The organism is Actinomadura sp. B10D3, assembly GCF_039871695.1.
Lineage (GTDB): Bacteria > Actinomycetota > Actinomycetes > Streptosporangiales > Streptosporangiaceae > Spirillospora > Spirillospora madurae.
Map to the genome: position 1 here is coordinate 471315 of NZ_JBDPLY010000002.1, position 22758 is coordinate 494072.

18 protein-coding genes and 1 pseudogene are annotated in these 22758 nt (G+C 72.4%); 7 read left to right on the forward strand and 12 right to left on the reverse strand.

The genetic code is table 11. The annotated features are described in order from the left end of the window. Positions 1-40 precede the first annotated feature (40 nt). Positions 41-589, reverse strand: a complete 549-nt coding sequence (locus tag ABGB11_RS05495; protein ID WP_347629411.1) for a YceI family protein — start codon at positions 587-589, stop codon at positions 41-43. A 227-nt stretch (positions 590-816) separates the two neighbouring features. Between ABGB11_RS05495 and ABGB11_RS05500 the strand changes: the two genes are divergently transcribed. Together ABGB11_RS05500 and ABGB11_RS05505 are read left to right on the forward strand one after the other, a co-directional pair. Then, positions 817-1602, forward strand: a complete 786-nt coding sequence (locus ABGB11_RS05500) for a L,D-transpeptidase (protein ID WP_347629413.1) — start codon at positions 817-819, stop codon at positions 1600-1602. A 67-nt stretch (positions 1603-1669) separates the two neighbouring features. Further along, positions 1670-2374 (forward strand): hypothetical protein, encoded by a 705-nt coding sequence (locus tag ABGB11_RS05505; protein ID WP_347629415.1) that lies wholly within the window; start codon positions 1670-1672, stop codon positions 2372-2374. Between the two features lie 78 nt (positions 2375-2452). On the opposite strand, the gene ABGB11_RS05510 is transcribed toward ABGB11_RS05505, so the two are convergent. Next, entirely contained in the window at positions 2453-3448 is a 996-nt protein-coding gene (locus ABGB11_RS05510) for a helix-turn-helix domain-containing protein (RefSeq protein ID WP_347629417.1), read from the reverse strand. Positions 3449-3543: 95 nt separating this feature from the next. Between ABGB11_RS05510 and ABGB11_RS05515 the strand changes: the two genes are divergently transcribed. After that, positions 3544-4350, forward strand: coding sequence for a dienelactone hydrolase family protein (locus tag ABGB11_RS05515; RefSeq protein WP_347629419.1), 807 nt, complete (start codon positions 3544-3546; stop codon positions 4348-4350). Here ABGB11_RS05515 and ABGB11_RS05520 read toward each other — a convergent pair. Together ABGB11_RS05520 and sigE are read right to left on the reverse strand one after the other, a co-directional pair. Next, complete coding sequence (locus ABGB11_RS05520; RefSeq protein ID WP_347629422.1) at positions 4347-5162, reverse strand: alpha/beta fold hydrolase; 816 nt, start codon at positions 5160-5162, stop codon at positions 4347-4349. The genes ABGB11_RS05515 and ABGB11_RS05520 overlap by 4 nt on opposite strands. A gap of 48 nt (positions 5163-5210) precedes the next feature. Further along, positions 5211-5738: an RNA polymerase sigma factor SigE gene (sigE, locus tag ABGB11_RS05525; protein WP_347629659.1), complete on the reverse strand. Its 528-nt coding sequence runs from the start codon at positions 5736-5738 to the stop codon at positions 5211-5213. Between the two features lie 220 nt (positions 5739-5958). On the opposite strand from sigE, the gene ABGB11_RS05530 reads away from it, so the two are divergent. Then, entirely contained in the window at positions 5959-7533 is a 1575-nt protein-coding gene (locus tag ABGB11_RS05530; RefSeq protein WP_347629424.1) for an acyl-CoA synthetase, read from the forward strand. 117 nt (positions 7534-7650) lie between these two features. Continuing rightward, entirely contained in the window at positions 7651-9255 is a 1605-nt protein-coding gene (locus ABGB11_RS05535; RefSeq protein ID WP_347629426.1) for a serine/threonine-protein kinase, read from the forward strand. 41 nt (positions 9256-9296) lie between these two features. Here ABGB11_RS05535 and rho read toward each other — a convergent pair. Then, positions 9297-10394, reverse strand: a pseudogene (gene rho / locus ABGB11_RS05540) (transcription termination factor Rho); the annotation flags it as partial. Between the two features lie 489 nt (positions 10395-10883). On the opposite strand from rho, the gene ABGB11_RS05545 reads away from it, so the two are divergent. Then, on the forward strand, positions 10884-11657 hold the full coding sequence (locus tag ABGB11_RS05545; protein ID WP_347629428.1) for an enoyl-CoA hydratase-related protein: 774 nt from the start codon (positions 10884-10886) through the stop codon (positions 11655-11657). Here ABGB11_RS05545 and ABGB11_RS05550 read toward each other — a convergent pair. The 3 genes from ABGB11_RS05550 to ABGB11_RS05560 form a co-directional block, all read right to left on the reverse strand. After that, positions 11654-12520, reverse strand: coding sequence for a hypothetical protein (locus ABGB11_RS05550; protein ID WP_347629430.1), 867 nt, complete (start codon positions 12518-12520; stop codon positions 11654-11656). The genes ABGB11_RS05545 and ABGB11_RS05550 overlap by 4 nt on opposite strands. A 100-nt stretch (positions 12521-12620) precedes the next feature. Beyond that, positions 12621-13265 (reverse strand): response regulator transcription factor, encoded by a 645-nt coding sequence (locus tag ABGB11_RS05555; protein ID WP_347629432.1) that lies wholly within the window; start codon positions 13263-13265, stop codon positions 12621-12623. Beyond that, the gene (locus ABGB11_RS05560) at positions 13229-14527 is read right to left on the reverse strand and encodes a histidine kinase (protein ID WP_347629434.1); all 1299 of its coding nucleotides are present in this window, start codon (positions 14525-14527) and stop codon (positions 13229-13231) included. Before ABGB11_RS05560 ends, ABGB11_RS05555 begins: the two co-directional genes overlap by 37 nt. A 224-nt stretch (positions 14528-14751) precedes the next feature. Between ABGB11_RS05560 and ABGB11_RS05565 the strand changes: the two genes are divergently transcribed. Continuing rightward, positions 14752-16983, forward strand: coding sequence for an MMPL family transporter (locus ABGB11_RS05565; protein WP_347629436.1), 2232 nt, complete (start codon positions 14752-14754; stop codon positions 16981-16983). Here ABGB11_RS05565 and ABGB11_RS05570 read toward each other — a convergent pair. From ABGB11_RS05570 to ABGB11_RS05585, 4 genes are all read right to left on the reverse strand, one after another. Next, positions 16937-17773 carry a polysaccharide deacetylase family protein gene (locus tag ABGB11_RS05570; RefSeq protein ID WP_347629438.1) on the reverse strand — a complete coding sequence of 279 codons (837 nt, stop codon included), beginning with the start codon at positions 17771-17773 and terminating at the stop codon, positions 16937-16939. The genes ABGB11_RS05565 and ABGB11_RS05570 overlap by 47 nt on opposite strands. Before the next feature lie 506 nt (positions 17774-18279). Next, positions 18280-19101, reverse strand: a complete 822-nt coding sequence (locus ABGB11_RS05575; RefSeq protein ID WP_347629440.1) for a LuxR C-terminal-related transcriptional regulator — start codon at positions 19099-19101, stop codon at positions 18280-18282. Between the two features lie 56 nt (positions 19102-19157). Next, a complete protein-coding gene (locus ABGB11_RS05580; protein WP_347629442.1) occupies positions 19158-20801 on the reverse strand; it encodes an AMP-binding protein in 1644 nt (547 codons plus the stop codon). Next, entirely contained in the window at positions 20798-22480 is a 1683-nt protein-coding gene (locus ABGB11_RS05585; protein ID WP_347629444.1) for an AMP-binding protein, read from the reverse strand. Before ABGB11_RS05585 ends, ABGB11_RS05580 begins: the two co-directional genes overlap by 4 nt. Positions 22481-22758 lie beyond the last annotated feature (278 nt).

Below are 22758 nucleotides of genomic sequence, written 5' to 3' on the forward strand. Positions count from 1 at the left end.
GGGCCGCCCGTGAACGGACGGCCCTTTGCGGCGGGGAGGCTCAGGCGCGGACGGCCTGGACCTCGAGCTGGATGTCGACCTTGTCGCTGAGCAGCGCCTTCTCGCCCTTCAGCGGCACGTTGAACTCGATGCCCCAGTCCTTGCGGTTGATCGTGGTCTCGGCGGAGAACCCGGCGCGCGTCCCGCCCCAGGGGTCCTCGGCGACGCCGTTGAACTCCACGGACAGGGTGATCGGGCGGGTCACGTCCTTGATGGTCAGCTCGCCGTCCAGGAAGTACTCGCCGCCCTCGGCCCGGACGCCCTTGGTCGCGAACTTCATGACCGGGTACTTCTCCACGTCCAGGACCTCGGAGGCGCGCACGTGCGCGTCCCGGTCGGCGTGGCGGGTGTCGATCGAGGCGACCTTGATCTCCGCCGCGGCGGTGGACTCGGAGAGCTCCTCCGTGATCTGCACGGTGCCGCTGAAGTCGGTGAACACGCCCCGCACCTTGGTCATCAGGTGCCGGATCACGAAGGTGACCTCGGAGTGCGCGGGGTCGATGTTCCAGGTACCGGCGGTCAGCTCGGGGGTGACGGCGGCGATGCTCATGCTGGCTCCTCAGGGAAGGATACTTGAAACTTCAACGACTTGTCGAAGGTTAGTTGAGGGTTCAAACACGTGTCAATCCCGGATTGTTCCGGACACTCCACCCCATGAGGTGGATCACACCCCGCGACTCGCTCCGCACACCGTGCAACCCTGGCGGGGCCTCGTGCGTAGACAGCGGGCACAGAGGCGAGCCGGAGCCCCCCTCCGGCGGATCACTTGGAGTCTTCGTGAGCGACGAACCACCGCGCGCCGCCCGGACGGCGGCCCCGGCACTGCTGGTGACGGCCCTGCTCGTGACCGGATGCGGAGGTGGCGGCAACCCCGGTTCGGGCGGCGGAGCGTCGCCCGCGGGCGGCTCGGACAAGCTGCCGCAGGCGACCACCTACACGACGCTGAACGACCTGCCGCACGACACGGCGCCGTCCGGCACGACGGACGGCACGGTGGTGCACCCGGACGCCGCCGTCCCGGTGTCCGCCAAGCCCGGCGCGCCCGCCGTGGCGGAACTGCCCAGCACCCAGCTGAAGGGCCCCACCTGGGTACCCGTCCTCGAGTCCCGGCCCGGCTGGCGGCGCGTCCTGCTGCCGAGCCGCCCGAACGGCGTGACGGGCTGGATCCCCGACTCCGGCCTCAAGGCCGCGCGCAGCTCCGGCGTCATCGAGGTCGACCTCAGCGACCGGCGGCTGACCCTGTCCCGCGACGGCCGCAAGACCGGCGCCTGGTCGGTGGCCGTCGGCGCGCCGAAGACCCCCACCCCCACCGGGCGGACGTTCCTGCTCGCCTCCCTGGCGCCCGAGAAGCCGACCTACAGCCCGCTGATCCTGCCGGTCGGCGCCCACTCCGCCACCCTCGACACCTTCGGCGGCGGCCCGGGGACGGTCGCGTTCCACGGCTGGCCGTCCAAGTCCGTCTTCGGCAAGGCCGTCACGCACGGCTGCGTGCGCGTCCCCGCGGACGCGCTGAAGCAGCTCGCGGAGGTGCCGCTCGGGACGCCCGTCCACATCACCGAATGAACGTCCGGCCGCCCGGCCGGTCCCGCTCCACCCCCTGAGATCACCAACCCCCCGAAGGAGAAATACCGTGCGTTTGCAGGCACTCACCAAGTGCGCGGCCGTCGCCGGCGCGCTCGCCCTGCCGTTCACGCTGGGCGTCCCCACCGCGTCCGCCACCGGCAGCGCCGGCTCCGCCTCCGCCATCTCCGCCAGCGGCCCGGTCGCCCTCCCCGCGATCCCCGCGGTGACGTCGGCCGCCCAGCAGCCGGAGCGCAAGAGCGTCGCCGAGCTCCCCGCCAACCCGCTGCTCGAGGCGCGGCTGCTCAACGCCGCCGCCGGGTCCGGGTACGCGCGGGCGTCCGTGGCCGACCTGAAGGCCGTCAAGCTCGGCCTTTCCGCGCACCTCGTCACCGCCAAGTGCAAGGACGGCACCGGCGTCTCGAACCTGGTCAAGGCGAGGCTGAACGGCCGGACGCTGAAGGCCGCCGCGACGCCCAACACGACCGTCCACGTCAACGTGCCCCAGGTGGGCAACGCCACCGTCACGCTGAACCGGCAGGTCCGCGCCGCGGACGGCACCCTCACCGTCACGGCCATCGAGGTGAGCGCGACCATCGCCGGCAAGACCCAGACCGTCAGCATCGCGTCCGCCACCTGCGGCAAGGGCACCCCGTCCCAGCCGGGCCAGCCGTCGGAGCCGTCCGACCCGGGCACCCCGTCCTCCCCGGCCACCCCGCCCGGTGAGGCCCCGACCCCGACCCCGATCCCCGGCGACCTCCCCGTCACCGGCTGACCGGCCGCAAGGGCCCGCGCATTCCGGGGACGCGGGCCCTTGCACGCCACCCCCGCCGGGTTGCGGTACCGCCCGGCGTCAGACGTCCGGTCCGCGCTCCGGGACGCGGGCGTCGCGGCGGAACGTCGTGCGGTAGTCCCTTGGGCGCTTGCCGGTGTGCCTCGCGAAGAGAGCGGCGAAGGTTCCGGCGTCCCGGTAGCCGACCGTGGCGGATATGGAGGCGATCGACCGGTCCGTGGTCTCCAGCAGGTGGCGGGCGCGGCGGACGCGGGACGACTGCAGGTAGTCGAGGGGGCTCCGGCCGGTCTCGCGGGCGAAGCGCCGCAGCAGCGTCCGCGGGCTGACGTTGAACGCGGCCGACAGCGCCGCGAGGTCGTAGCGGGAGGCGAGGTTCTGGTCGAGCCACCGCATCACCCTGCGGGAGAACTCGTCTCCGGGCTGCGGGAGGACCCGGGTGTCGACGTACGGGGACTGCGACGCGCGCGCGTCGTCCACGAGCGCCATGCGCGCCGTCGTCCGCGCCACGCCGGCGCCGCTGTGGCGGCGGATCAGTTCCAGCGCGAAGTCGTACATCGCGCTGAAGGCGGCCGTCGTCGTCACCCCCGTGTCGGTGACGACGATGTGGTCGGTGCCGACGTCGGCGTCCGGGCAGCGGCGGGCCAGCTCGTCCGCGAAGAGCCACGCGGTCGTGGCCCGGCGCCGGTCGAGAAGCCCCGCCTCGGCGAGGAGGAACGCGCCGACGCAGATCGAGACGACGGCGTCGCCCCTCGCGGCGTGCGAGCGGATCGCGGCGATCTCGGGGGACAGGGACGCGAGCATGGCGTCCACGTCCAGACCCGGATGGAGCTCGAACCCGGGCACGACGAGGACGTCGACCTCCCGCACGGGAGCGACCGCCAGCGCGACTCCGCCGGACGCGACGACGCGGCGGCGGGGCGAGACGATCGACACCTCGTACCCGGCGCGGTCCGGGCCGGCGACGTGGGCCGCCATGGTGAGCAGGTCGGGGACGCCGAACACCTCGGACGCGAAGCAGCCCGGATAGGCCAGCACACCGACCCGAAGCGCGCTCACACGTCCTCCCCACCGTCCTTGGTGGCGAGATTACCCCTGTATATGGCGATCTGGCCCATCGCCGGTGCGGGGTGCCCGGGGCCACGCTGGTCGCCATGAGCGAGAAGAGCGATGCGATCACGGACTTCAGCCGGCGGCTCGTCGATGTCGACGGGGTGGTGAAGACGGTCTACTCCGCAGGGGCGGGGCCGGCTGTGGTGGTGATGCCGGAGATGCCGGGGATCAGTCCGGACGTCCTGCGACTGGCGCGGTGGGTGCGGGACGCGGGGTTCACCGTCCTCGTGCCCTCGCTGTTCGGGGTCGACGGTGCCTATCCGACGGCCGAGGACGGCGAGAAGATCGTGCGGCGGGTGTGTGTCAGCGCGGAGTTCCGGGCGTTCGCCGGGGGCGGCACGAGTCCGGTCACGGCGTGGTTGCGGGGGCTCGCGCGGCAGGCGCACGCCGAGTGCGGCGGTCCGGGGGTCGGCGCGATCGGGCTGTGTTTCACGGGGAACTTCGCCCTCACCATGGCGCTCGAACCGGCCGTGATCGCGCCGGTCGTGAACCATCCGTCGCTTCCGCTGGACGATCCCGCCGGGCTGGAGCTCAGCGACGAGGACGCCCGCGCGGTCAGGGACCGGGTCGAGCGCGACGGCGTGAAGGTGCTCGCCTACCGCTTCGACAACGACCGCTGGTGCACCGGCCAGCGGTTCGCCGCCTACCAGGCGCTGCTCGGTGACGCCTTCGACGGGCGGGTCCTGCCGGGTGAGGCCGCCAACACCGAGCCGCCGCCGTTCTTCCGCGATGTGGTCGGGACCCCGCACAGCGTCGTCACCGCCCACCTCGTCGACGAGGACGGGCATCCCACGGTGAAGGCCAGGGACGAGATCCTCGCCTTCCTGACCGAGCGCCTGGCGTCCTAGGACGCGGCGGCCTCCGGGTGGGCGGTGAGGAGGGGGTGGGCGCTGCCGTCGAGGAGGACCTTCGCCACCAGGTGCGGGTCGTCGGCCATGGGGACGTGGCCGCAGCCCTCCAGCCAGACGAAGCGGGCGTGGGGCAGGCGGCGCTGGGCGCGGATCGCCTGGCTGCGCAGGAGCAGGCGGTCCTTGGTGCCCCAGGCGATCGTGACGGGGACGTCCGCGCAGGAGCCGAGGAACCGGGTGGTGCGGCCGGCGCGGAGGGTGGGCTCGAAGCCGGGGGCGTTCCGCAGGGCGCGGGCGTCGCCGGTGAGGGCCTCGACGTCCATCCGGTCCGGGCGGCCGTAGATCATGCCGAACATCAGGGCGCGGCGGCGCGGCGAGCGGGCCAGCCGGGTGAGGAACGTCTCCGGGACGCGGGCGCCGGGCCGCGAGGCGCGCAGCACCGACATGCCGTAGCGGAATTCGAGGGCGTTGAAGAAGCCCGCCGGGGACAGGGCGGTCGCGGAGCTGGCGAGGCCGCGGTCGGCGGCTTCGAGGGCGAACAGGCCGCCGAGGGAGTTGCCCGCGATGTGCGGGCGGTCCAGGCCGAGGGTGGCGAAGGACTCCGCGAGGGCGGAGACGGCGGCGTCCAGCGTGTAGGGGGTTCCCGGCGGGAGGGGCGGGGAGTCGCCGAAACCGGGCAGGTCGACGGCGATGACCTCGCGCTCGGCGGCGAGCAGGTCCATGACGGGCGCCCAGCCCTGGCGGCGGTGGCCGATGCCGTGCAGCAGGACGAGGGGCGGCCCCTCGCCGAGGCGCTCGAAGACGATGTCCACGGCCGCAGGGTAGGCCGGAAGTTACTCAACGGTCACTAGTGATGCTCGTCACTGCGTGCACTCGGCGGGCCTGCGGTGTTCGAGGGCGGTGCGGAGCTGGGCGCGGCCGCGGTGGATCCGGGAGCGGACGGTGCCGAGCTTGACGTTCAGGGACGCGGCGATCTCCTCGTACGAGAGGCCCTCGATGTCGCAGAGGACGACCGCGGCGCGGTACTCGGGGGCGAGCCCGTCCAGCGCCTTCTGGATGTCGTGGTCGAGATGCCGGTCGTTGTAGGCCTGCGCCGGGGACGGCTCGCGGCCCTGGAGGCGCTCGGCGGCGTCGTCGCCGAGGGCGTCGAACCGGATGCGCTGCTTGCGGCGGGCACGGTCGAGGAAGAGGTTGGTCGTGATGCGGTGCAGCCAGCCCTCGAACGTGCCGGGGCTGTAGGACGACAGTGAGCGGAAGACCCGGATGAAGACGTCCTGCGTCAGGTCCTCGGCGTCGTGCCGGTTGCCGGTCAGCCGGTACGCCAGCCGGAACACCCGGGTCGAGTGCTCGCTGACGATCTCCTCCCACGTCGGCGGGGTCCACGCCATCGCGCCTGCGCTCACCACTACCCCCGTCTGATACTGAATCGTTACGGCCAAGCATGCCGGTACCCGGATAAGAGCCGTGTAAGGACCGCCCGGGTGGCCAGATGAGGGCATCGGGTGTGTTATTCATCTCATTGGACGCGGCGCCAATAGGGATTGAGTTCGCCGGCCGTTCGTGGAGAGGATCGGGACGGTCCCCACCCCGACATCGCGAGGACGCGGCATGGCGCGAAGCTACAACCTGGCCGATCTGCTCGAAATCCTCGCCGAGGCGGGGCCGGACCGCCCCGCCCTGGTGGCCGGGGACGAGCGGCGGACCTACCGGCAGCTCGACGAGCGGGCGAGCCGGGTCGGGCACCATCTCGCGGCGGCCGGCGTCCGGCCCGGGGAGCATGTCGCGATCCTCGCCCACAACCGGGCCGAGTGGGTCGAGGCGATGTTCGGCGCGTTCAAGATCCGCGCCGTGCCGGTCCCGGTGAACTTCCGGTACGTCGCCGCCGAGCTGCGGCACGTCCTCGCCGACTCCGGCTCGGTCGCGCTGATCGGGGAGCGGTCCCTGCTGGCGAAGGTGGAGGAGATCCGCGCCGAGCTGCCGGGGCTGCGGTACGTCGTCGTCCTGGAGGACGGGGAGGGGGACGGGATCCCTGACGCGGTCGAGTACGAGAAGGCGCTCGCCGCGGCCGGCCCGGGCGCCGGCTTCCCGGAGCGGTCCAGCGACGACCGCTACATCATGTACACGGGCGGCACGACGGGCTACCCGAAGGGCGTCGAGTGGCGCTGCGAGGACATCTTCTTCGGCGCGCTCGGCGGCGGGAACGTCCTCGGCGACCCGATCGGCGGCCCGGAGGAGATCGCCGCCAACGCCGACCAGCCCGCGATGGCCGTCCTGGACTGCGCGCCGGTGATGCACGGCGCCGGGCAGTGGGTCGCGTGCATGGGGTTGTTCAGCGGCGCGAAGGTCGTCCTTTACACCGACCGCGCGTTCGACGCGGACCGGGCGCTGCGGCTGCTCGCCGAGGAGCAGGCGAACGTGCTGATGCTGGTCGGGGACGTCATGGCGCGGCCGGTCGCGAAGGCGCTCGCGGGCGGCGGCCACGACACGTCCTCGCTGATGGCGATCGCGTCCGGCGGCGCGCCGCTGACGGAGGGCGCCAAGGCGGCGCTCCAGGAGCACCTGCCGCACATCATGTTCCTCGACAACTACGGCGCCTCGGAGACCGGAGCGTGCGGGCCGTCCGTCGGCGGCAGGGAGGGGACGGCCCGGTTCATGATGAAGCCGGAGATCACCGTCCTGGACGACGATCTGAACCCGGTGAAGCCCGGCGAGATCGGCAGGCTCGCGCGCAGCGGCCACATCCCGCTCGGCTACTACAACGACCCGGAAAAGACCGCGTCGACGTTCTTCACCGACACCGGCGGCACCCGCTGGTCGATCCCCGGCGACTACGCGAGCCTGGAGGAGGACGGCACGATCACCCTCCTCGGCCGCGGCTCGCTGGTCATCAACACCGGCGGGGAGAAGGTCTACCCGGAAGAGGTCGAGGTCGCGCTGAAGGACCATCCGGCCGTGGACGACGCGGTCGTCGTCGGCCTGCCGGACGAGCGTTTCGGGCAGCGCGTCGCCGCCGTCGTCGCGCCGCGTCCCGGCAGCACGATCACGCTCGAGGAACTGACCGAATACTGCCGCGGCCGCCTCGCCGGCTACAAGCTGCCGCGGCAGATCACGCTGGTCGGCGAGGTGCAGCGCACGGCCGTCGGGAAGTCCGACTACACGTGGGCGAAGAGCGTCCTCGCGTGAATTGCAGGGGCGCGGCTTATACCACGCTCCCGGACCTTTTCCCGGGCAGGGACCGGTCAAGAATCAATTGATGCCGAGGGAGCGTGCCTTGGGTGCGTTCCGGCGATTACCTCCGGCATGAGTGGGGATCGGCTGATTCCGCTCGCGCGACGGTATCGCCTGCTCTCCGTGGTCGGCAGGGGCGGCATGGGCACCGTTTGGCGGGCCTACGACGAGATGCTGGACCGGTACGTCGCCGTCAAGGAGGTGCAACTCCCCTCGCGCATCACCGAGAGCGAACGCAGGGTGATGTGCCGGCGCCTCCTGTGCGAGGCCCGCGCCACCGCCGCGCTCCGCCACCCGGGCGTCGTCGCCGTCCACGACCTCATCGTCGAGGACGGCCGGCCGTGGATCGTCATGGAGTTCCTGGAGGCGTGCTCGCTGAACCGGCTGGTCACCGAGGGCGGGCCGGTCGGCGTCCGGCGGACCGCGGAGGTCGGCGCCGCCGTGCTGTCGGTGCTCCGCGCGTCGCACGCGGCGGGGATCCTGCACCGCGACGTCAAGCCCAGCAACGTCCTGATCTGCGACGACGGGCGGGTCCTGCTCAGCGACTTCGGCCTGGCCGTCCACAACGGCAAGGGCCCGGAACCCGCCGACACGCTGCTCGCGGGCATCGAGGGCTCTCCCGCGTACCTCCCGCCGGAACGGGTGAACGGCCAGCCGAGCGTGGAGGCGTCCGACCTGTGGTCACTCGGAGCGACGCTTTACATGGCGGTCGAGGGTTTCTCGCCGTTCTTGCGCTGCCATGCTCTCGCGTCCATGGTGGCCGTCCTATTGGGCGACTATGCCCGCCCGGTAAGGGCCGGACCGCTCACTTCCGTCATCGAGGGGCTGCTGCGGCAGAATCCGGAAGACAGATTGACGGCCGAAGCGACCGCGGAAATGTTGCGGAACGTCATCGGAACCGTCCCCGAATCGGGTCTCACCCGGGCGGTGATCCCCCGCCCGCGCCGTTTCCCCGCGCCCCGGAACCCTTTCCGCGGCAGGGCCTCCCGGCCGGCGGCGGCGCGGGCGCGGACCTTCCGGGGCCCGCGCGTCCCGTGGACGCTGCGTGACGGGAGGCGGCCCGGCGGCGCTCCGCCGTGCGGGTCGCGCTGGACGGTCCCGGTCCTGCCGCGGGGACGGCGCCTGCGCCCGGGGGCGGTCGCCAGCGTGGCGGTCCTCGCGGCGCTCGCGGCGGGGGCGGGCACCTGGACGGCCCGGTGGACGTCGGTCGGCAAGGGCGACGCGGTCGCGCTGCGCCCGGCGGCGGGCGTGACGGCGAAGACGGCGCGCTACCACGAGACGGGGGCGTACTCGGTGCGCGTGCCTGCGGGGTGGCGGGCCGAGCGGCGCGGCAACGTCATGACCTGGAAGGACACCGGCTCGAAGCGGGGGCTGCGCATCGCCCCGGCCCCCGGCGACCCGTTGGTGGGCCTGCGCGCGGAGGAGGACGGCGCGCTGGCGGAGCATCGCTACCCCGGCTACCGGCGGCTGCGGCTGGAACCGGCGCCCGAGGTCGCCGCGGGCGCCGCCGAATGGGAGTTCACCTGGCGCGAGGGCGCCCGGGAGGTCCGGCACGTGCTGTGCGGGCGCGCGGCGGGATACCAGTTCTGCTTCTCGGCGCCCGATCCGGACTGGACGCCGGGCCAGCGCCTCTACGACAAGATCCTCAGATCGTTCAAGCCGGAGAAGAACGAGTAAGGACGAGTGACGCCGAGGACGAGTGACGGGGCGCGGCCCGGTCAGGTCGTCTGCTGGAGGCGGAGCAGGAACTCGGCGTTGGACGAGGTCCCCTTCATCTTCTCCAGGAGCTGCTCGACGGCCTGCTGGCGCTCCAGCCCCTGGAGGGCGCGGCGCAGGCGCCACGACAGGGCGAGCTCCTCGGGCGACATGAGCAGCTCGTCGCGGCGGGTGCCGGACGCCTCGATGTCGACGGCGGGGAAGACGCGGCGGTCGGCGAGGCCCCGGTCGAGCTTCAGCTCCATGTTGCCGGTGCCCTTGTACTCCTCGAAGAAGACGTCGTCCATGCGGGATCCGGTCTCCACCAGCGCGGTGGCGAGGATGGTGAGCGAGCCGCCGTTCTCGATGTTGCGGGCGGCGCCGAAGAACTTCTTCGGCGGGTAGATGGCGGTGGTCGCGACGCCGCCTGCGAGGATGCGGCTGCTGGAGGGCGCCGCGAGGTTGTACGCCCGGCCGAGCCGGGTGATCGAGTCGAGCAGCATGACGACGTCGTGGCCCTGCTCGACGAGGCGCTTGGCCCGCTCGATCGCGAGTTCGGCGAGCGCCGTGTGGTCCTGCGCGGGCCGGTCGAACGTCGAGTGGATCACCTCGCCGCGGACCGACCGCTGCAGGTCGGTGACCTCCTCGGGCCGCTCGTCGATGAGCACGACCATGAGGTGCACCTCGGGGTTGTTCTGCGCGATCGCGTTCGCGACGGCCTGCAGGACCATCGTCTTGCCGACCTTGGGCGGCGACACGATCAGCCCGCGCTGGCCCTTGCCGATCGGCGCGACCAGGTCGATGACGCGGGTCGCGAGCGGCCCGGTGTCGAGGCGCAGCCGCTCGTCGGGGTAGAGCGGGGTCAGCTTGCCGAACTCGGGCCGGTGCGCCGCCTCCGCCGCCGGGAGGCCGTTCACGGTCTCCACGCGGGCGAGGGAGGAGTACTTCTCCCGGCTGGACTTCGGCGGCCGGGCGGTGCCGGCGACGGCGTCGCCGGGCCGCAGGTGGTGCGCCTTGACCTGGGCGAGGGAGACGTGCACGTCGTCCTGCCCGGCGAGGTAGCCGGACGTGCGGACGAACGCGTGCTTGTCCTGGACGACGAGGAGGCCGTGGAACGGGACGGCGGGCGCTTCTTCGGCGGCGCGCCGCCCCTGCCCGCCCTTGCGGCCGCTCTGCGCGGGCACGCCGTGCGACTGCGCCTTGCGTCCGGTGGCGGGGGGTTCGGAGGTGAGGGTGGAAGTGGACATGCGGGTCCCTTCTCAGGCCGGCGCGGAACGCTCCGCGCCGCCCGGGGTCGAAGCCCGCGCACGGCGGCGGAACCCGCGGCGCGTACGCGAGGGGAATGCGAGGAATGCAGCTCGGTTCACCGGGCTGACGTGGCTCCCTTGGTGCGGCGATCCCGCACGCCTTGCCGCGTGCGGAACGGAGAATCACCGGGCTCTCAGATGGCCCGGGCGGGGAAGAAGCGCTCCCGATGCAAGTCGCGGACATCCGGAGTCGCTGCCTCGACAGTACAGCACCGGAAGGCCCTTCCGCATTCCCCAAGGTCAGTGACGGCGGTGCCGGACCCGGTCGCTAGCATCGCGGTCGCGGCAGAGCGAGGGAGGACGATGGGCGAGGGACTGGTCTGCGAGGTCGCCGGAGGCGTCGGGACGGTCACGATCGACCGTCCGGCCAAACGGAACGCCATGTCGGCGGACATGTGGCGGGCGCTCCCCGGCATCCTGGACGGCCTCGCCGCCGATCCGTACGTCCGGGTCGTGGTGCTGACGGGCGCCGGCGGGAACTTCTGCGCGGGCGCCGACATCTCCGAGCTGGCCGACATCCACCGCGCCGACGACTCGCACCTGTCGACGGTGGCGGAGCAGGCGCTCGCGGCGTTCCCGAAGCCGACCCTCGCCGCGATCGAGGGGTACTGCGTGGGCGGCGGCTGCCAGCTCGCGGCGGCCTGCGACCTGCGGTTCGCGGCGGAGGGCGCGCGGTTCGGCGTCACGCCGGCCAGGCTCGGCATCGTCTACCCGGCCGCCGCGACGGCGCGGCTCGTCGGGCTCGTCGGGGCGGCCGCCGCGAAGTACCTGCTGTACTCGGCCGACCTGGTCGACGCCGCGCACGCCCTGCGCGTCGGGCTGCTGGACGAGGTCGTCCCGGCGGGCGGGCTGGCGGAGCGCGTGGCCGCGTTCGCCGCGACGCTCGCGTCCCGGTCCCTGCTGACCCAGCAGGCGACCAAGGACATCGTGGACGCCATCGTCGCCGCCGGCCCCGTCGAGGAGAAGGCGCGGCGGTGGCACGCGGAGGTCGCCGCGAGCGGGGAGGTCGAGGAGGGCGTCGCCGCCTTCCTCGAACGCCGCGCGCCCGCGTTCACCTGGACGTCCCCGCGGAGTTAGGGCGCCTCGCAGAACCGGCCGAGCGGGAGGCTGCGCAGGCGCGCGGCCGTGCCGGCCGGGTCGTCCAGCAGCCGGGCGGCCTCGGGGCGGACCAGCTCGGCGAGCGGCAGCACCCCGCACACGAGCGCCTCCGGCGTCCGGACGATGACGAGCGGCCCGACCTGCGCGCCGCCGCGCTCGGTGTCGCGCAGCGCGCCCATCAGGCTCCGCGCCTTCCCGGTGGTCTCCGTGCAGTTCTCCCGGATCGCGGCGACGAGGTCGAGGAAGTCGCTCTCCAGGCCGCGCGGACTGCGTCCGGACAGGTAGTAACGGTCGCGGTCGGTCAGCTCGACGCGGAGCCCGTGATGCTCGGCGAACCGCTCGTAGGGGCCGGCCAGCGCGGGCCGCGCCTCCGCCGGGACGACCGTGAGGGCACCGGCGACCAGGTCGCCGGGGTCGGCGCCGAGGGACGCGGCCACGGCCCCGTCGAGCCGCCCGGCGAGGTGCGCGCGGAGCCCGGCGACCTCGGCGGCGAGCCGGTCCACGGCCTCCCGCTGGTCCTCGGCGGCCTCCCGCTGCCGCTTGAGCCGGTCGCTGACGTCCGGCACCAGCCGGTCGTTGATCTGCGTGATCAGCGACCTGATCCGGGCGTCGGTCTCGGCGAGCGCCTCCCGGTCGCGGTCCTGCTCGGCCGTGAGCCGGTCGAGGCGCTCCCGCTGCGACGTGCGGAACGACTCCAGCTCGTCGCGGGTGCCCTTGAGCGCGCGCAGCTGCGTGCGGATGTCGGCGATCTCGGGCGCGCCCGGCGTTCGCCGGCGTTCGAACGCCAGGTAGAGCTCCCGCCCGGCGATGGCCAGGCACAGCAGAACCAGAATCACCGTCATAGCGCCCTCCCGGGGCCTGCTCGCCGGGCAGACTATGCCACCCGGCGTGGCCCCCGGTACCCGTGGGACGAGCGGGGCGACCGTCAGCGGGTACGCCCTGTCAGCGATTGAGGAACGCGAGGACGGCGAGGACGCGGCGGTTGTCGTCGCCGGTGACGGGCAGGTCGAGCTTGGCGAAGATGTTCGCGGTGTGCTTGGTGACGGCGCGCTCGGTGACGACGAGCTTCTCCGCGATCGCGGCGTTGGAGCGTCCCTGCGCCATCAGCTCCAGGACCTCGGTCTCGCGCGGGGTGAGGCGGGCCAGCGGGGTGTCGCGGGTGTTGCTGGCGACGAGCCGGGAGATGACCTCCGGGTCCATCGCGGTGCCGCCCGCGGCGACCCGGCGGACCGCGTCCACGAACTGGGCCGCGTCGAACACCCGGTCCTTGAGCAGGTAGCCGACGGCGCCGGTGCCGTCGGCGAGCAGCTCCCGGGCGTACAGCTGCTCGACGTACTGCGACAGCACGAGGACGGGCAGGCCCGGAACCTGCCGCCGCGCCTCCAGCGCCGCCTGCAGCCCCTCGTCGGTGAAGGACGGCGGCAGGCGCACGTCGACCACCGCCACGTCCGGGCGGTGGTCGAGCAGCGCCTTCAGCAGGGACGGGCCGTTGTCGACGGCGGCCGCGATCTCGAAGTCGTGCGACTCCAGGAGGCTGACCAGGCCCTCCCTCAGAAGGGCGAGGTCTTCGGCGAGGACAACGCGCACGGCAGCTCCATGGTCACGATCGTCGGGCCGCCCACGGGGGAGTTGAGGGCGAGCACCCCGTCGAATGTACCGATCCGCCGTTCGATCCCGCGCAGCCCGCTGCCGCGGTCGAGGGACGCGCCGCCGCGGCCGTCGTCGGTCACGCTGATCCGCAGCATCCCCCGCTCGTACCGCATGTCGACCCACACGCGGGACGCGCCGGAGTGCTTGGCCGCGTTGGTGAGGATCTCCGACACGGCGAAGTAGGCGGCGGACTCGACCGGCGGCTCGGGACGGGCCGGCAGGTCCGCCGACACCTCGACCCGCAGCGGGTGGTCGAGCGCGAGGGCCTTGACCGCGTCCCCGATGCCGCGGTCGGCCAGCACCGGCGGGTGGATGCCGCGGACGAGGTCGCGCAGCTCGTGCAGCGCCTTCGCCGACGACTCGCGCGTCTCGGCGAGCAGGATGCGGGCCTTCTCCGGGTCCTTGTCGAGCAGGTGCTCGATCGCGCCGAGGCTCATCCCCATCGCGACGAGCCGGGCCTGCGCGCCGTCGTGCAGATCGCGCTCGATGCGGCGCAGCTCGGCGGCGGACGCGTCCACGGCGTCGGACCGGGACTCGGTGAGGTGCTGGACGCGCAGGGCCAGCTCCGACTTGCGCGTCGGGCCGAGGATGGCGCGGCCCCAGTGCCCGTAGGCGTTCATCATCTTCGGGCCGAGCAGGGACCCGGCGGTGATGCAGGCGGTGGCGACGACCACCGTGGACAGGATCCGCCCGGCGTCCTGGTCATAGCCCTCGGTGACGTGGATGTAGGTGTACCACTCGCTCCCGCCGTAGTGGCCGATCATCCCGCCGGCGAACGCGGCGAGGACGTACCCCCAGATCCCGTACAGGATCAGCAGGCCGGGCAGCGCGGCGGTGAAGATCGCCACGAACGGGTCGGCGACCACCCAGAGGTAGTCACGCCAGGTCGCCGGGTCGGAGATCAGCGCGATGAACCGCTTGAACATGCCGTTAAGGCCGGGTTCCTGCTCGGGTTCCGGCAGGTACGGGCGCTCGATGCGGACGTCCGTCCACTTGTTGATGCGCTCCCGGTAGGCGTCGAGCTGGGTGCGCAGCAGCATCGTCGCGGACGGGAACAGCAGCACCCCGACGAAGCTCGTGATCATCGAGATGACCGTGATGAACCACAGGCCGACGAGGGTCGCCGGGACGCTCAGCAGCCACAGTGCCAGGCCGCGCCAGGGCGCCCGGACATGCCGCTGCAGCCGAGTCTCTTTCACCAGTTCACCGTCCACCGGGTCCTCCACGGGTCGCTTGCCGTCTGGCGTCCAGTCTTCCGGCGGGCGTCCCTGTGCACAGTGTGCCCGTCACCCGGCCCGGCGGTGTAGTTGAGTACACCCCCGCACGCCAGCCAGTCCCATGTCGCCCCGGGTGCGGGCTTCCTAGCTTCATGGGTGCCACCTCGCATTCGACCCGCCCCGCACTCGACCACTCAGGGGACCCCATGAAACGGAATCTCGCCGCGGCGCTCGGAGGCTGGAGCGCGCGGCACCGCATGACCGCCATCCTCGGCTGGCTGCTGTTCGTCGTCCTCGCCTCGGTTCTCGGCGGGGCGGCCGGCCAGGTCACGATGGAGGACCACGAGCAGGGCACCGGGCAGTCCGCGCGGGCCGAGCAGATCCTCACCGACGCCGGGGTCGAGGACCCCGACCACGAGACCGTGCTGCTCTGGGGGGCCGCGGCGGGCTCGCCCGAGATGCGGCGGGCGGTCGCGGCGGTGCGCGCGAACGTCTCGGCCACCGGGGTGATCACCGAGCTCCGGCCGGACGTGACGTCCAAGGACCGCCGCCACGTGATCGTGCAGTTCACGGTCAAGGAGACGCCGGACGATCCGCTGCCCGCCATCCGGGGCGCGGTGGAGAAGGCGCAGCGCGACAACCCGTCCGTCCGGATCGGGGAGTTCGGCGGCGCCACGGCCGACGCCTGGTTCGACAAGGCGCTCGGCGACGACTTCCGCCGGGCCGAGATGACGGCCGTGCCCCTCGCGCTCGGCATCCTGCTGGTCGCGTTCGGGGCGCTGCTCGCGGCGGTGCTGCCGGTCGTGCTGGCCTTCACCGCGTTCCTCGCCGCGGGCGGGCTGCTCGCGTTCACCAGCCACGCGCTGCACGTCGACCAGACGACGAACTCGGTGATGCTGCTGATGGGCCTCGCCGTCGGCGTCGACTACTGCCTGTTCTACCTGCAACGGGAGCGGGAGGAGCGGCGCCGGGGCCGCGACCGGGAGACGGCGCTGGCGATCGCCGCCGCCACCTCGGGACGCTCGGTGCTGGTCTCCGGCCTCGCGGTGATGGTCGCGATGTCCGGGATGTTCCTGTCCGGTCTGCTGCTGTTCAAGGCGATGGCGGTCGCGACGATCCTCGTGGTGTTCATCGCGATGCTCGGCTCGGTGACCGTCCTGCCGGCCCTGCTCTCCCTGCTCGGGGACAAGGTCGACTTCGGCCGGATCCGCCTTCCCCGGCGCCGCGAGGGGCGTGCCGGGCTGGTCGGGACGATGCTGAAGCCCGTCCTCGCGCGTCCCGGGATCGCGGCCGTGCTGTCCGCGGGGCTGCTGCTCGCCCTGGCGGCGCCCGCGCTCGGCATGAAGACCGAGCGGCTCCGCATCGACCAGCAGATCCCGCCCGGCGAGGAGATCGCGCAGACCTACACGCGGCTGAACGAGGCGTTCCCCGGCAACCCGGAGCCCGCGCTCGTGGTGGTGAAGGCCCGCGACATCGACGCGCCGCAGGTCAAGGCCGCGATCGCGGACCTGAAGCGGCGGGCGGTCGCGTCGGGCGAGATGAACGAGCCGATCGACGTCACCGTGCACGGGCGGGAGAACATCGCCGAGATCGAGGTGCCGCTCGCGGGGACGGGCTCGGACGCGGCGTCGAAGCACGCGCTGGAGACACTGCGCGAGCAGATCGTCCCGCAGACCGTCGGGAGGGTCGGCGAGGCGCCGGTCAGCGGACAGCTCGCCTGGTCGGTCGACTACAACGACCAGCTCAAGTCGAGCATCGTGCCGGTGTTCCTGTTCGTCATGGGCATCACGTTCCTGCTGATGCTGGTCTTCTTCCGGTCGCTGCCGGTCGCGCTGTGCTCGATCGTCCTCAACCTGCTGTCGGTGGGCGCCGCCTACGGGGTGATGGTCGCGGTCTTCCAGCACGGCTGGGGAGACGGGCTGGTCGGGACGAAGGGCGCCGGGGCGCTGGAGTCCTGGATCCCGCTGTTCGTCTTCGTGGTCCTGTTCGGGCTGTCGATGGACTACCACGTGTTCGTCGTCTCCCGGATCCGCGAGGCCTACGACCGGGGCCTGGACACCACGCGCGCCGTGCGGGAGGGCATCGGCGCCACGGCCGGCGTCGTGACCGGCGCCGCGGTCATCATGATCGCCACGTTCGGGATCTTCGGGACGCTGTCGATGCAGGACTTCAAGCAGCTCGGCGTCGGCCTCGCCGTGGCGGTGCTCATCGACGCGACGATCGTCCGGGTGGTCCTGCTGCCCGCCGTCATGTCCCTGCTCGGACGGGCGAACTGGTACCTGCCGCGCTGGCTGGGGTGGCTGCCCGGCGTCTCCCACGGCGAGGGACCCCGCCCCCGCCCCGGCGCCCAGGCCGCTCGTCCCGCGGATCTAGTGCGCCGCCTGACCTTCGTCAGAGGGCGACGAAGGTCAGGCCGCGCTTCTTCATCTTCGGGATGACGGTCTTCAGGGCCTTGAGGGTCTGGGAACGGTCGCCGCCGCCGTCGTGGACCAGCATGATGTTGCCCGCCTTGCCCTTGAGGAGCGAGCGGCGGATGTGGCCGACGCCGGGCCGGGCCCAGTCGCGCGGGTCGACCGCCCAGTCGACCGGCAGCATGTCGTGCTCGGCGACGAGCTCCAGGATCGTCTTCGACCAGGCGCCGCCGGGCGACCGGAAGAACTGCGGGACGACGCCCGTGATGTCGGCGATCCGGTCGTGCGCCTCGACGATCTCCTTGCGGACCCGCTTGCGCGAGAGGCCCGCGATGGAGATCGGGTGCGTCTCGGTGTGGTTGCAGATCTGGTGGCCCGCGTCGGCGATCCGGCGGGTGAGCTTCGGGTACTCCTTGACCTGCTCGCCGATGATGAAGAACGTCGCGTGGACCTGGTGCTCGGCGAGCAGGTCCAGCATCCGCGGCGTGTACATCGGGCTCGGGCCGTCGTCGATGGTGAGCGCGATCGACTTCGGGGGCGGCGGCGGGTACAGCTCCGACAGCTCGCGGATGGGCTTCTCCGACGCGGTGAGCTTCGCCGGCGTCCACGCCGCCGGCCGCGGCGTCGGGGTCGGAGTAGGGGTCGGCGTCGGATGGATGACCGGTCGCGCGCGGGGCGTCGCCGTCGCCCAGCCGGGGCCCCGGGTGGGGTCGGACGTGCGCGCGGAGTCCGCGCCGAGTGCGGCGAGTCCGGCGGCCGCGCCCATCAACCAGAGAGCTTTGCGGCGGGACGCCCCACCTGAGTCCTCAACCTCCACAAGTCCAACGCTATCGGGGTTTTGCGGGGGTAGGAGAGGCCTATGGGATCACAATCGGCTCACCCGCGGGGAAGGTCGCGGGCGTGAACGCGGCGCCGCAGGCCGGGCCCCTCCCGGCGTTCGCCCCGCACGGGAAGACGACGGCTTCTACCGCGACATCTCCCCGTTCGCGCGCGAGGCGGCCGGACCCGTCGTCGTCGGCTACGTCCGGACCTACTTCTAGCGGTATCCGATTTACCTGAACATTCGTGTTCGCCTAGGTGTTACGGTTTCCAATGCATTTCGGGGGCCGGACGTCCCAGCCCGGAACGAGGCGGGACGGCCGTGCGATCACGGCCCGGCGCAGCCGGCGAGCGGTGCCCGTTGTCCAGGCAGTGCGCCACGGGGGCCGATCTGTACTGGACGACACCCGTACCGCGCGTCGCTGACCCCGTCGCCGGGCCCGATCCACCGGAAGAAACCGCGCGGCCCCGCGGTTCCCCCCGGCCCGTCGGCATGCCCGGCGGTCAGGGGAGCAGGCCGGCGCGGCGGGCGGTGGTGACCGCTTCCAGGCGGGTGTGGCTGTCCAGCTTGCGCATCGCCGAGCGCAGGTAGCTCTTCACCGTCTCCGGCAGCAGGCCCAGGTGATCGGCCGTCTCCGCGTTCGTGCAGCCGAGCGCGACATAGGACAGGACGTCCAGCTCGCGCGGCGACAGGACGGGACGGGGCGACCCGTCGGGCTCGTCCAGGCCCGCCGCCGCGAGGCGCAGCGACGCCTCCCGCAGCCGGTCGCGGGTCGGCGCGTCGCCGACCTGCTCGGCGAGCGCCCGGAGCTCGGCGTGCACCGCCCGGACCTCCTCCCAGCGCGCCGCCGACGTGGCGGGCCGCGCCCGCGCCAGCGCCTCGTCCGCGCGGTCCTGGACGGCGAGGTCCTGTTCGAGGTCGCGGGCGACCTGGACGGCCGCGCCGACGACGCGGTCGGCGAGCGACAGGGGCTCGCGCAGCGCGCCGTAGATGACGCCGCGGCACCGCCGCCGCACGACGATCGGGACGGCCACGATCGACAGCAGCCCCTCGCGCCCGACGGGCTTGTCGTAGTCGTGGCTGATCGACGCCGCGCACGGGTAGTTGCTCACCCACGCCGGGCGCCCCATCGCCATCGCCTTGCCGCCGAGCCCGTTGCCCTGCCGGACGACGAGCCCGTCCAGCGAGTCGGTCGTGTTGCCGACGAGCTCGGTGATGCGCAGCCGGTCCTGGCCGCTGAGCGCGCCGCCGAACACCATGGGCAGTCCCGTCGTGCGGTGCAGGGTCAGCACCGCCGACCGGACGGCTCCCGCGTCATCGCCCATGCCTCCGAGCATGCCCTGCGCGACCCCCGTGACGAAAGGCTCCGGTGCCCGGAAAGTCAGGCGTGTCGGGTCGCGGCGGCGTCCTCCAGCCCGAGGATGTCGACCGCCTCGGCGCGCATCTGCACCTTGCGGATCTTCCCGGTGACCGTCATCGGGAACTCGTCCACGACGTGCACGTAGCGCGGGATCTTGTAGTGCGCCAGCTTGCCCTCGCAGAACGCGCGCAGCTCGCCGGCGGTCAGGCCCGGCACGCCCTCGCGCAGCCGCACCCACGCCATCAGCTCCTCGCCGTACTTCTCGTCAGGCACGCCGATGACCTGCGCGTCCACGATGTCGGGGTGGGTGTAGAGGAACTCCTCGATCTCGCGCGGGTAGATGTTCTCGCCGCCCCGGATCACCATGTCCTTGATCCGGCCGGTGATGTTGACGTAGCCGTCGCCGTCCATCACGGCGAGGTCGCCGGTGTGCATCCAGCGGGCGGCGTCGATGGCCTCGGCCGTCTTGTCGGGCTGCTCCCAGTAGCCGAGCATCACCGAGTAGCCGCGCGTGCAGAACTCGCCGGGCACCCCGCGCGGGACGGTCACGCCCGTCTCCGGGTCGGCCACCTTGATCTCCAGGTGCGGCAGCACGGTCCCGACCGTGGACACCCGCCGGCCGAGCGAGTCGCCCGCGCGGGTCTGCGTCGACACCGGCGACGTCTCCGTCATGCCGTAGCAGATCGCGACCTCGCTCATCCCGAGCCGGTCGATGACCTGCTTCATCACCTCGACCGGGCACGGCGACCCGGCCATGATCCCGGTCCGCAGGGTGGAGAGGTCGAGCCCGTCCAGCGACGGCTCGTTCAGGACGGCGATGAACATCGTCGGGACCCCGTACAGCGACGTGCAGCGCTCGGCCGCGACCGCCTCCAGCGTCGCCTTCGGGTCGAACGCCGGCGCCGGGATCACCACGCACGCGCCGTGGCTCGTCGACGCCAGGTTGCCCATCACCATGCCGAAGCAGTGGTAGAAGGGGACGGGGACGCAGATACGGTCCTCCTCGTCGTAGCCGCACAGCTCGCCGACGAAGAACCCGTTGTTCAGGATGTTGTGGTGCGACAGCGTCGCGCCCTTGGGGAAGCCCGTCGTCCCGGACGTGTACTGGATGTTGATCGGGTCGTCGGCGGTGAGCGTCCGCCCGATCTCGACCAGGACGGCCGGGTCGCCCGCCTGGCCCGCCTCGACGAGCGCGTCCCACTCGGGGGTGCCGATGAGCAGGACGTCCCGCAGCGCGGCGCACTTCGGGCGCACTTGCTCGATCATCGCCGCGTAGTCGGACGTCTTGAACGACGCCGCCGCCACCAGCGTCCGGATGCCCGCCTGGTTGAGGACGAACTCCAGCTCGTGCACCCGGTAGGCGGGGTTGATGTTGACGAGGATCGCGCCGAGCTTGGCCGTCGCGTACTGGACGAGCATCCACTCCGCGCAGTTCGGCGCCCAGATCCCGACCCGGTCGCCCTTGACCACACCGAGGTCGTGGAGGCCGACCGCGACGGCCTCCACGTCGTCCAGGAACTGCTCGTACGTCCAGCGGCGGCCGGACGCCCGGTCGACGAGCGCGTCCCGCTCGGAGAACGCGGCGACCGTCCTGTCGAGGTTCGCGCCGATGGTGTCACCGAGCAGGGGGGTGGTCGATACGCCCGATGCGTAGGAGAGTGTCATCGCAGGTCCTCCTCCCGGAACTCGCCCTCGGGCCGGTCGTCCGGACCGGCGTGCTTGCCGAGCTCGCTCGTCCGCAGCTCGACCCGGCGGATCTTCCCGGAGATCGTCTTCGGCAGCTCGCCGAACTCCAGCAGCCGCACCCGCTTGTACGGGGACAGCTGCGCCCGGCTGTGCGCGAAGATCGCCCTGGCCGTCTCGGCGGTCGGCTCCCAGCCGTTGGCGAGCGTGACGTAGGCCTTCGGGACGGCCGCCCGGACCGGGTCGGGCGACGGCACGACCGCGGCCTCCGCGACCGCCTCGTGCTCGATCAGCACGCTCTCCAGCTCGAACGGCGAGATCTTGTAGTCGGACGCCTTGAACACGTCATCGGCACGTCCGACATAGGTGATGTATCCGTCTTCGTCGCGGGAGCCGATGTCGCCGGTGCGGTACAGGCCGCCGGCCATCGCCTCGTCCGTGCGCTCCTCGTCGCCGTGGTAGCCGGTCATCAGGCCGAGCGGCCGGTCCTCCAGGTCGAGGCAGATCTCCCCCTCGTCCGCGGGCTCCCCGGTCAGCGGGTCGACCAGCACCACCTGGTAGCCCGGCACGGGGCGTCCCATCGAGCCCGGCTTGACCGGCTGGCCGGGCGTGTTGGCGATCTGGACGGTCGTCTCGGTCTGCCCGAACCCGTCGCGGATCGTCCGGTCCCACGCGTCCCGCACCCGCTCGATCACCTCGGGGTTCAGCGGCTCCCCGGCCGCGACCACCTCGCGCGGCGGGGTGCCGAGCCGCCCGAGGTCGGCCTGGATCAGCATCCGCCACACGGTCGGCGGCGCGCAGAAGCTCGTCACGCCGCACCGCTCCAGGGTGTCGAGCAGCCGGTCGGGGTCGAACCGCGTGTAGTTGTAGATGAACACGCACGCCTCGGCGTCCCACGGCGCGAAGATGTTGCTCCACGCGTGCTTCGCCCAGCCCGGCGACGAGATGTTCAGGTGGACGTCCCCGGGCCGCAGGCCGATCCAGTACATCGTCGACAGGTGGCCCGCCGGGTACGACGCGTGCGTGTGCTCGACCAGCTTCGGCTGCGCCGTCGTCCCGGACGTGAAGTAGAGGAGCAGGGTGTCCCGCGACATCGTCAGCCCGTACGGGGTGAAGGTCTCGGCCTCCTCGTAGGCGTCGGCGTACCGCAGCCACCCCTCCGCCGGCTCGCCCACGGCGATCCCGGTGTAGTCGCCCTCGACGCCGTCGAACTTCCCGGTGTCGGCCGAGCCCACCACCACGTACCGGGCCTTGCCGCGGGTCAGCCGGTCCTGGAGGTCGGCGGTGCCGAGCAGCGGCGTGCACGGGATCAGGACCGCGCCGATCTTCATCGCGGCCAGGACCGTCTCCCACAGCTCCACCTGGTTGCCGAGCATCAGGATGATCCGGTCGCCGCGCCGCACGCCCGCCCGGCGCAGCAGGTTCGCCGCCTGGTTGGACCGCCGCGCCATCTGCGCGAACGAGTACTTCGCCTCGGAGCCGTCCTCCTCGACGATCCACAGCGCGGGCGAGTCGTTCCCCTGGGCGATCTTGTCGAACCAGTCGAGCGCCCAGTTGAAGCCGGTCAGCACCGGCCAGCGGAACTTCTCGTAGGCCGTCGCGTAGTCGTCGCGGTGCGCGAGCAGGAAGTCGCGCGCCGCCCGGAACTCGACTGCGGGCATGGTCTCTCCTCGTAGCAGCCACGGACACCCGGTCAGAAGGATCGTTGGCCATCCGAGTGACCTACGCCACCCCCGAACGGGGGTGGCAGGAGTGGTCTTACCCGCTCGTGACGAACGTCGACCGCGGCGAGTGCCCCCTGTGGTCACCCGTTTGCCCCGGGTCCGGCCGATGCGGTTTCGGGAACCCGGCCCGCCGTCGTGCACCGCCGTGCTTCGATGCTGCTTTACTGCTTTGTCCGAAAAGTGTGACGGGTGACCCCGCCCGTCGGCGAGCAGTT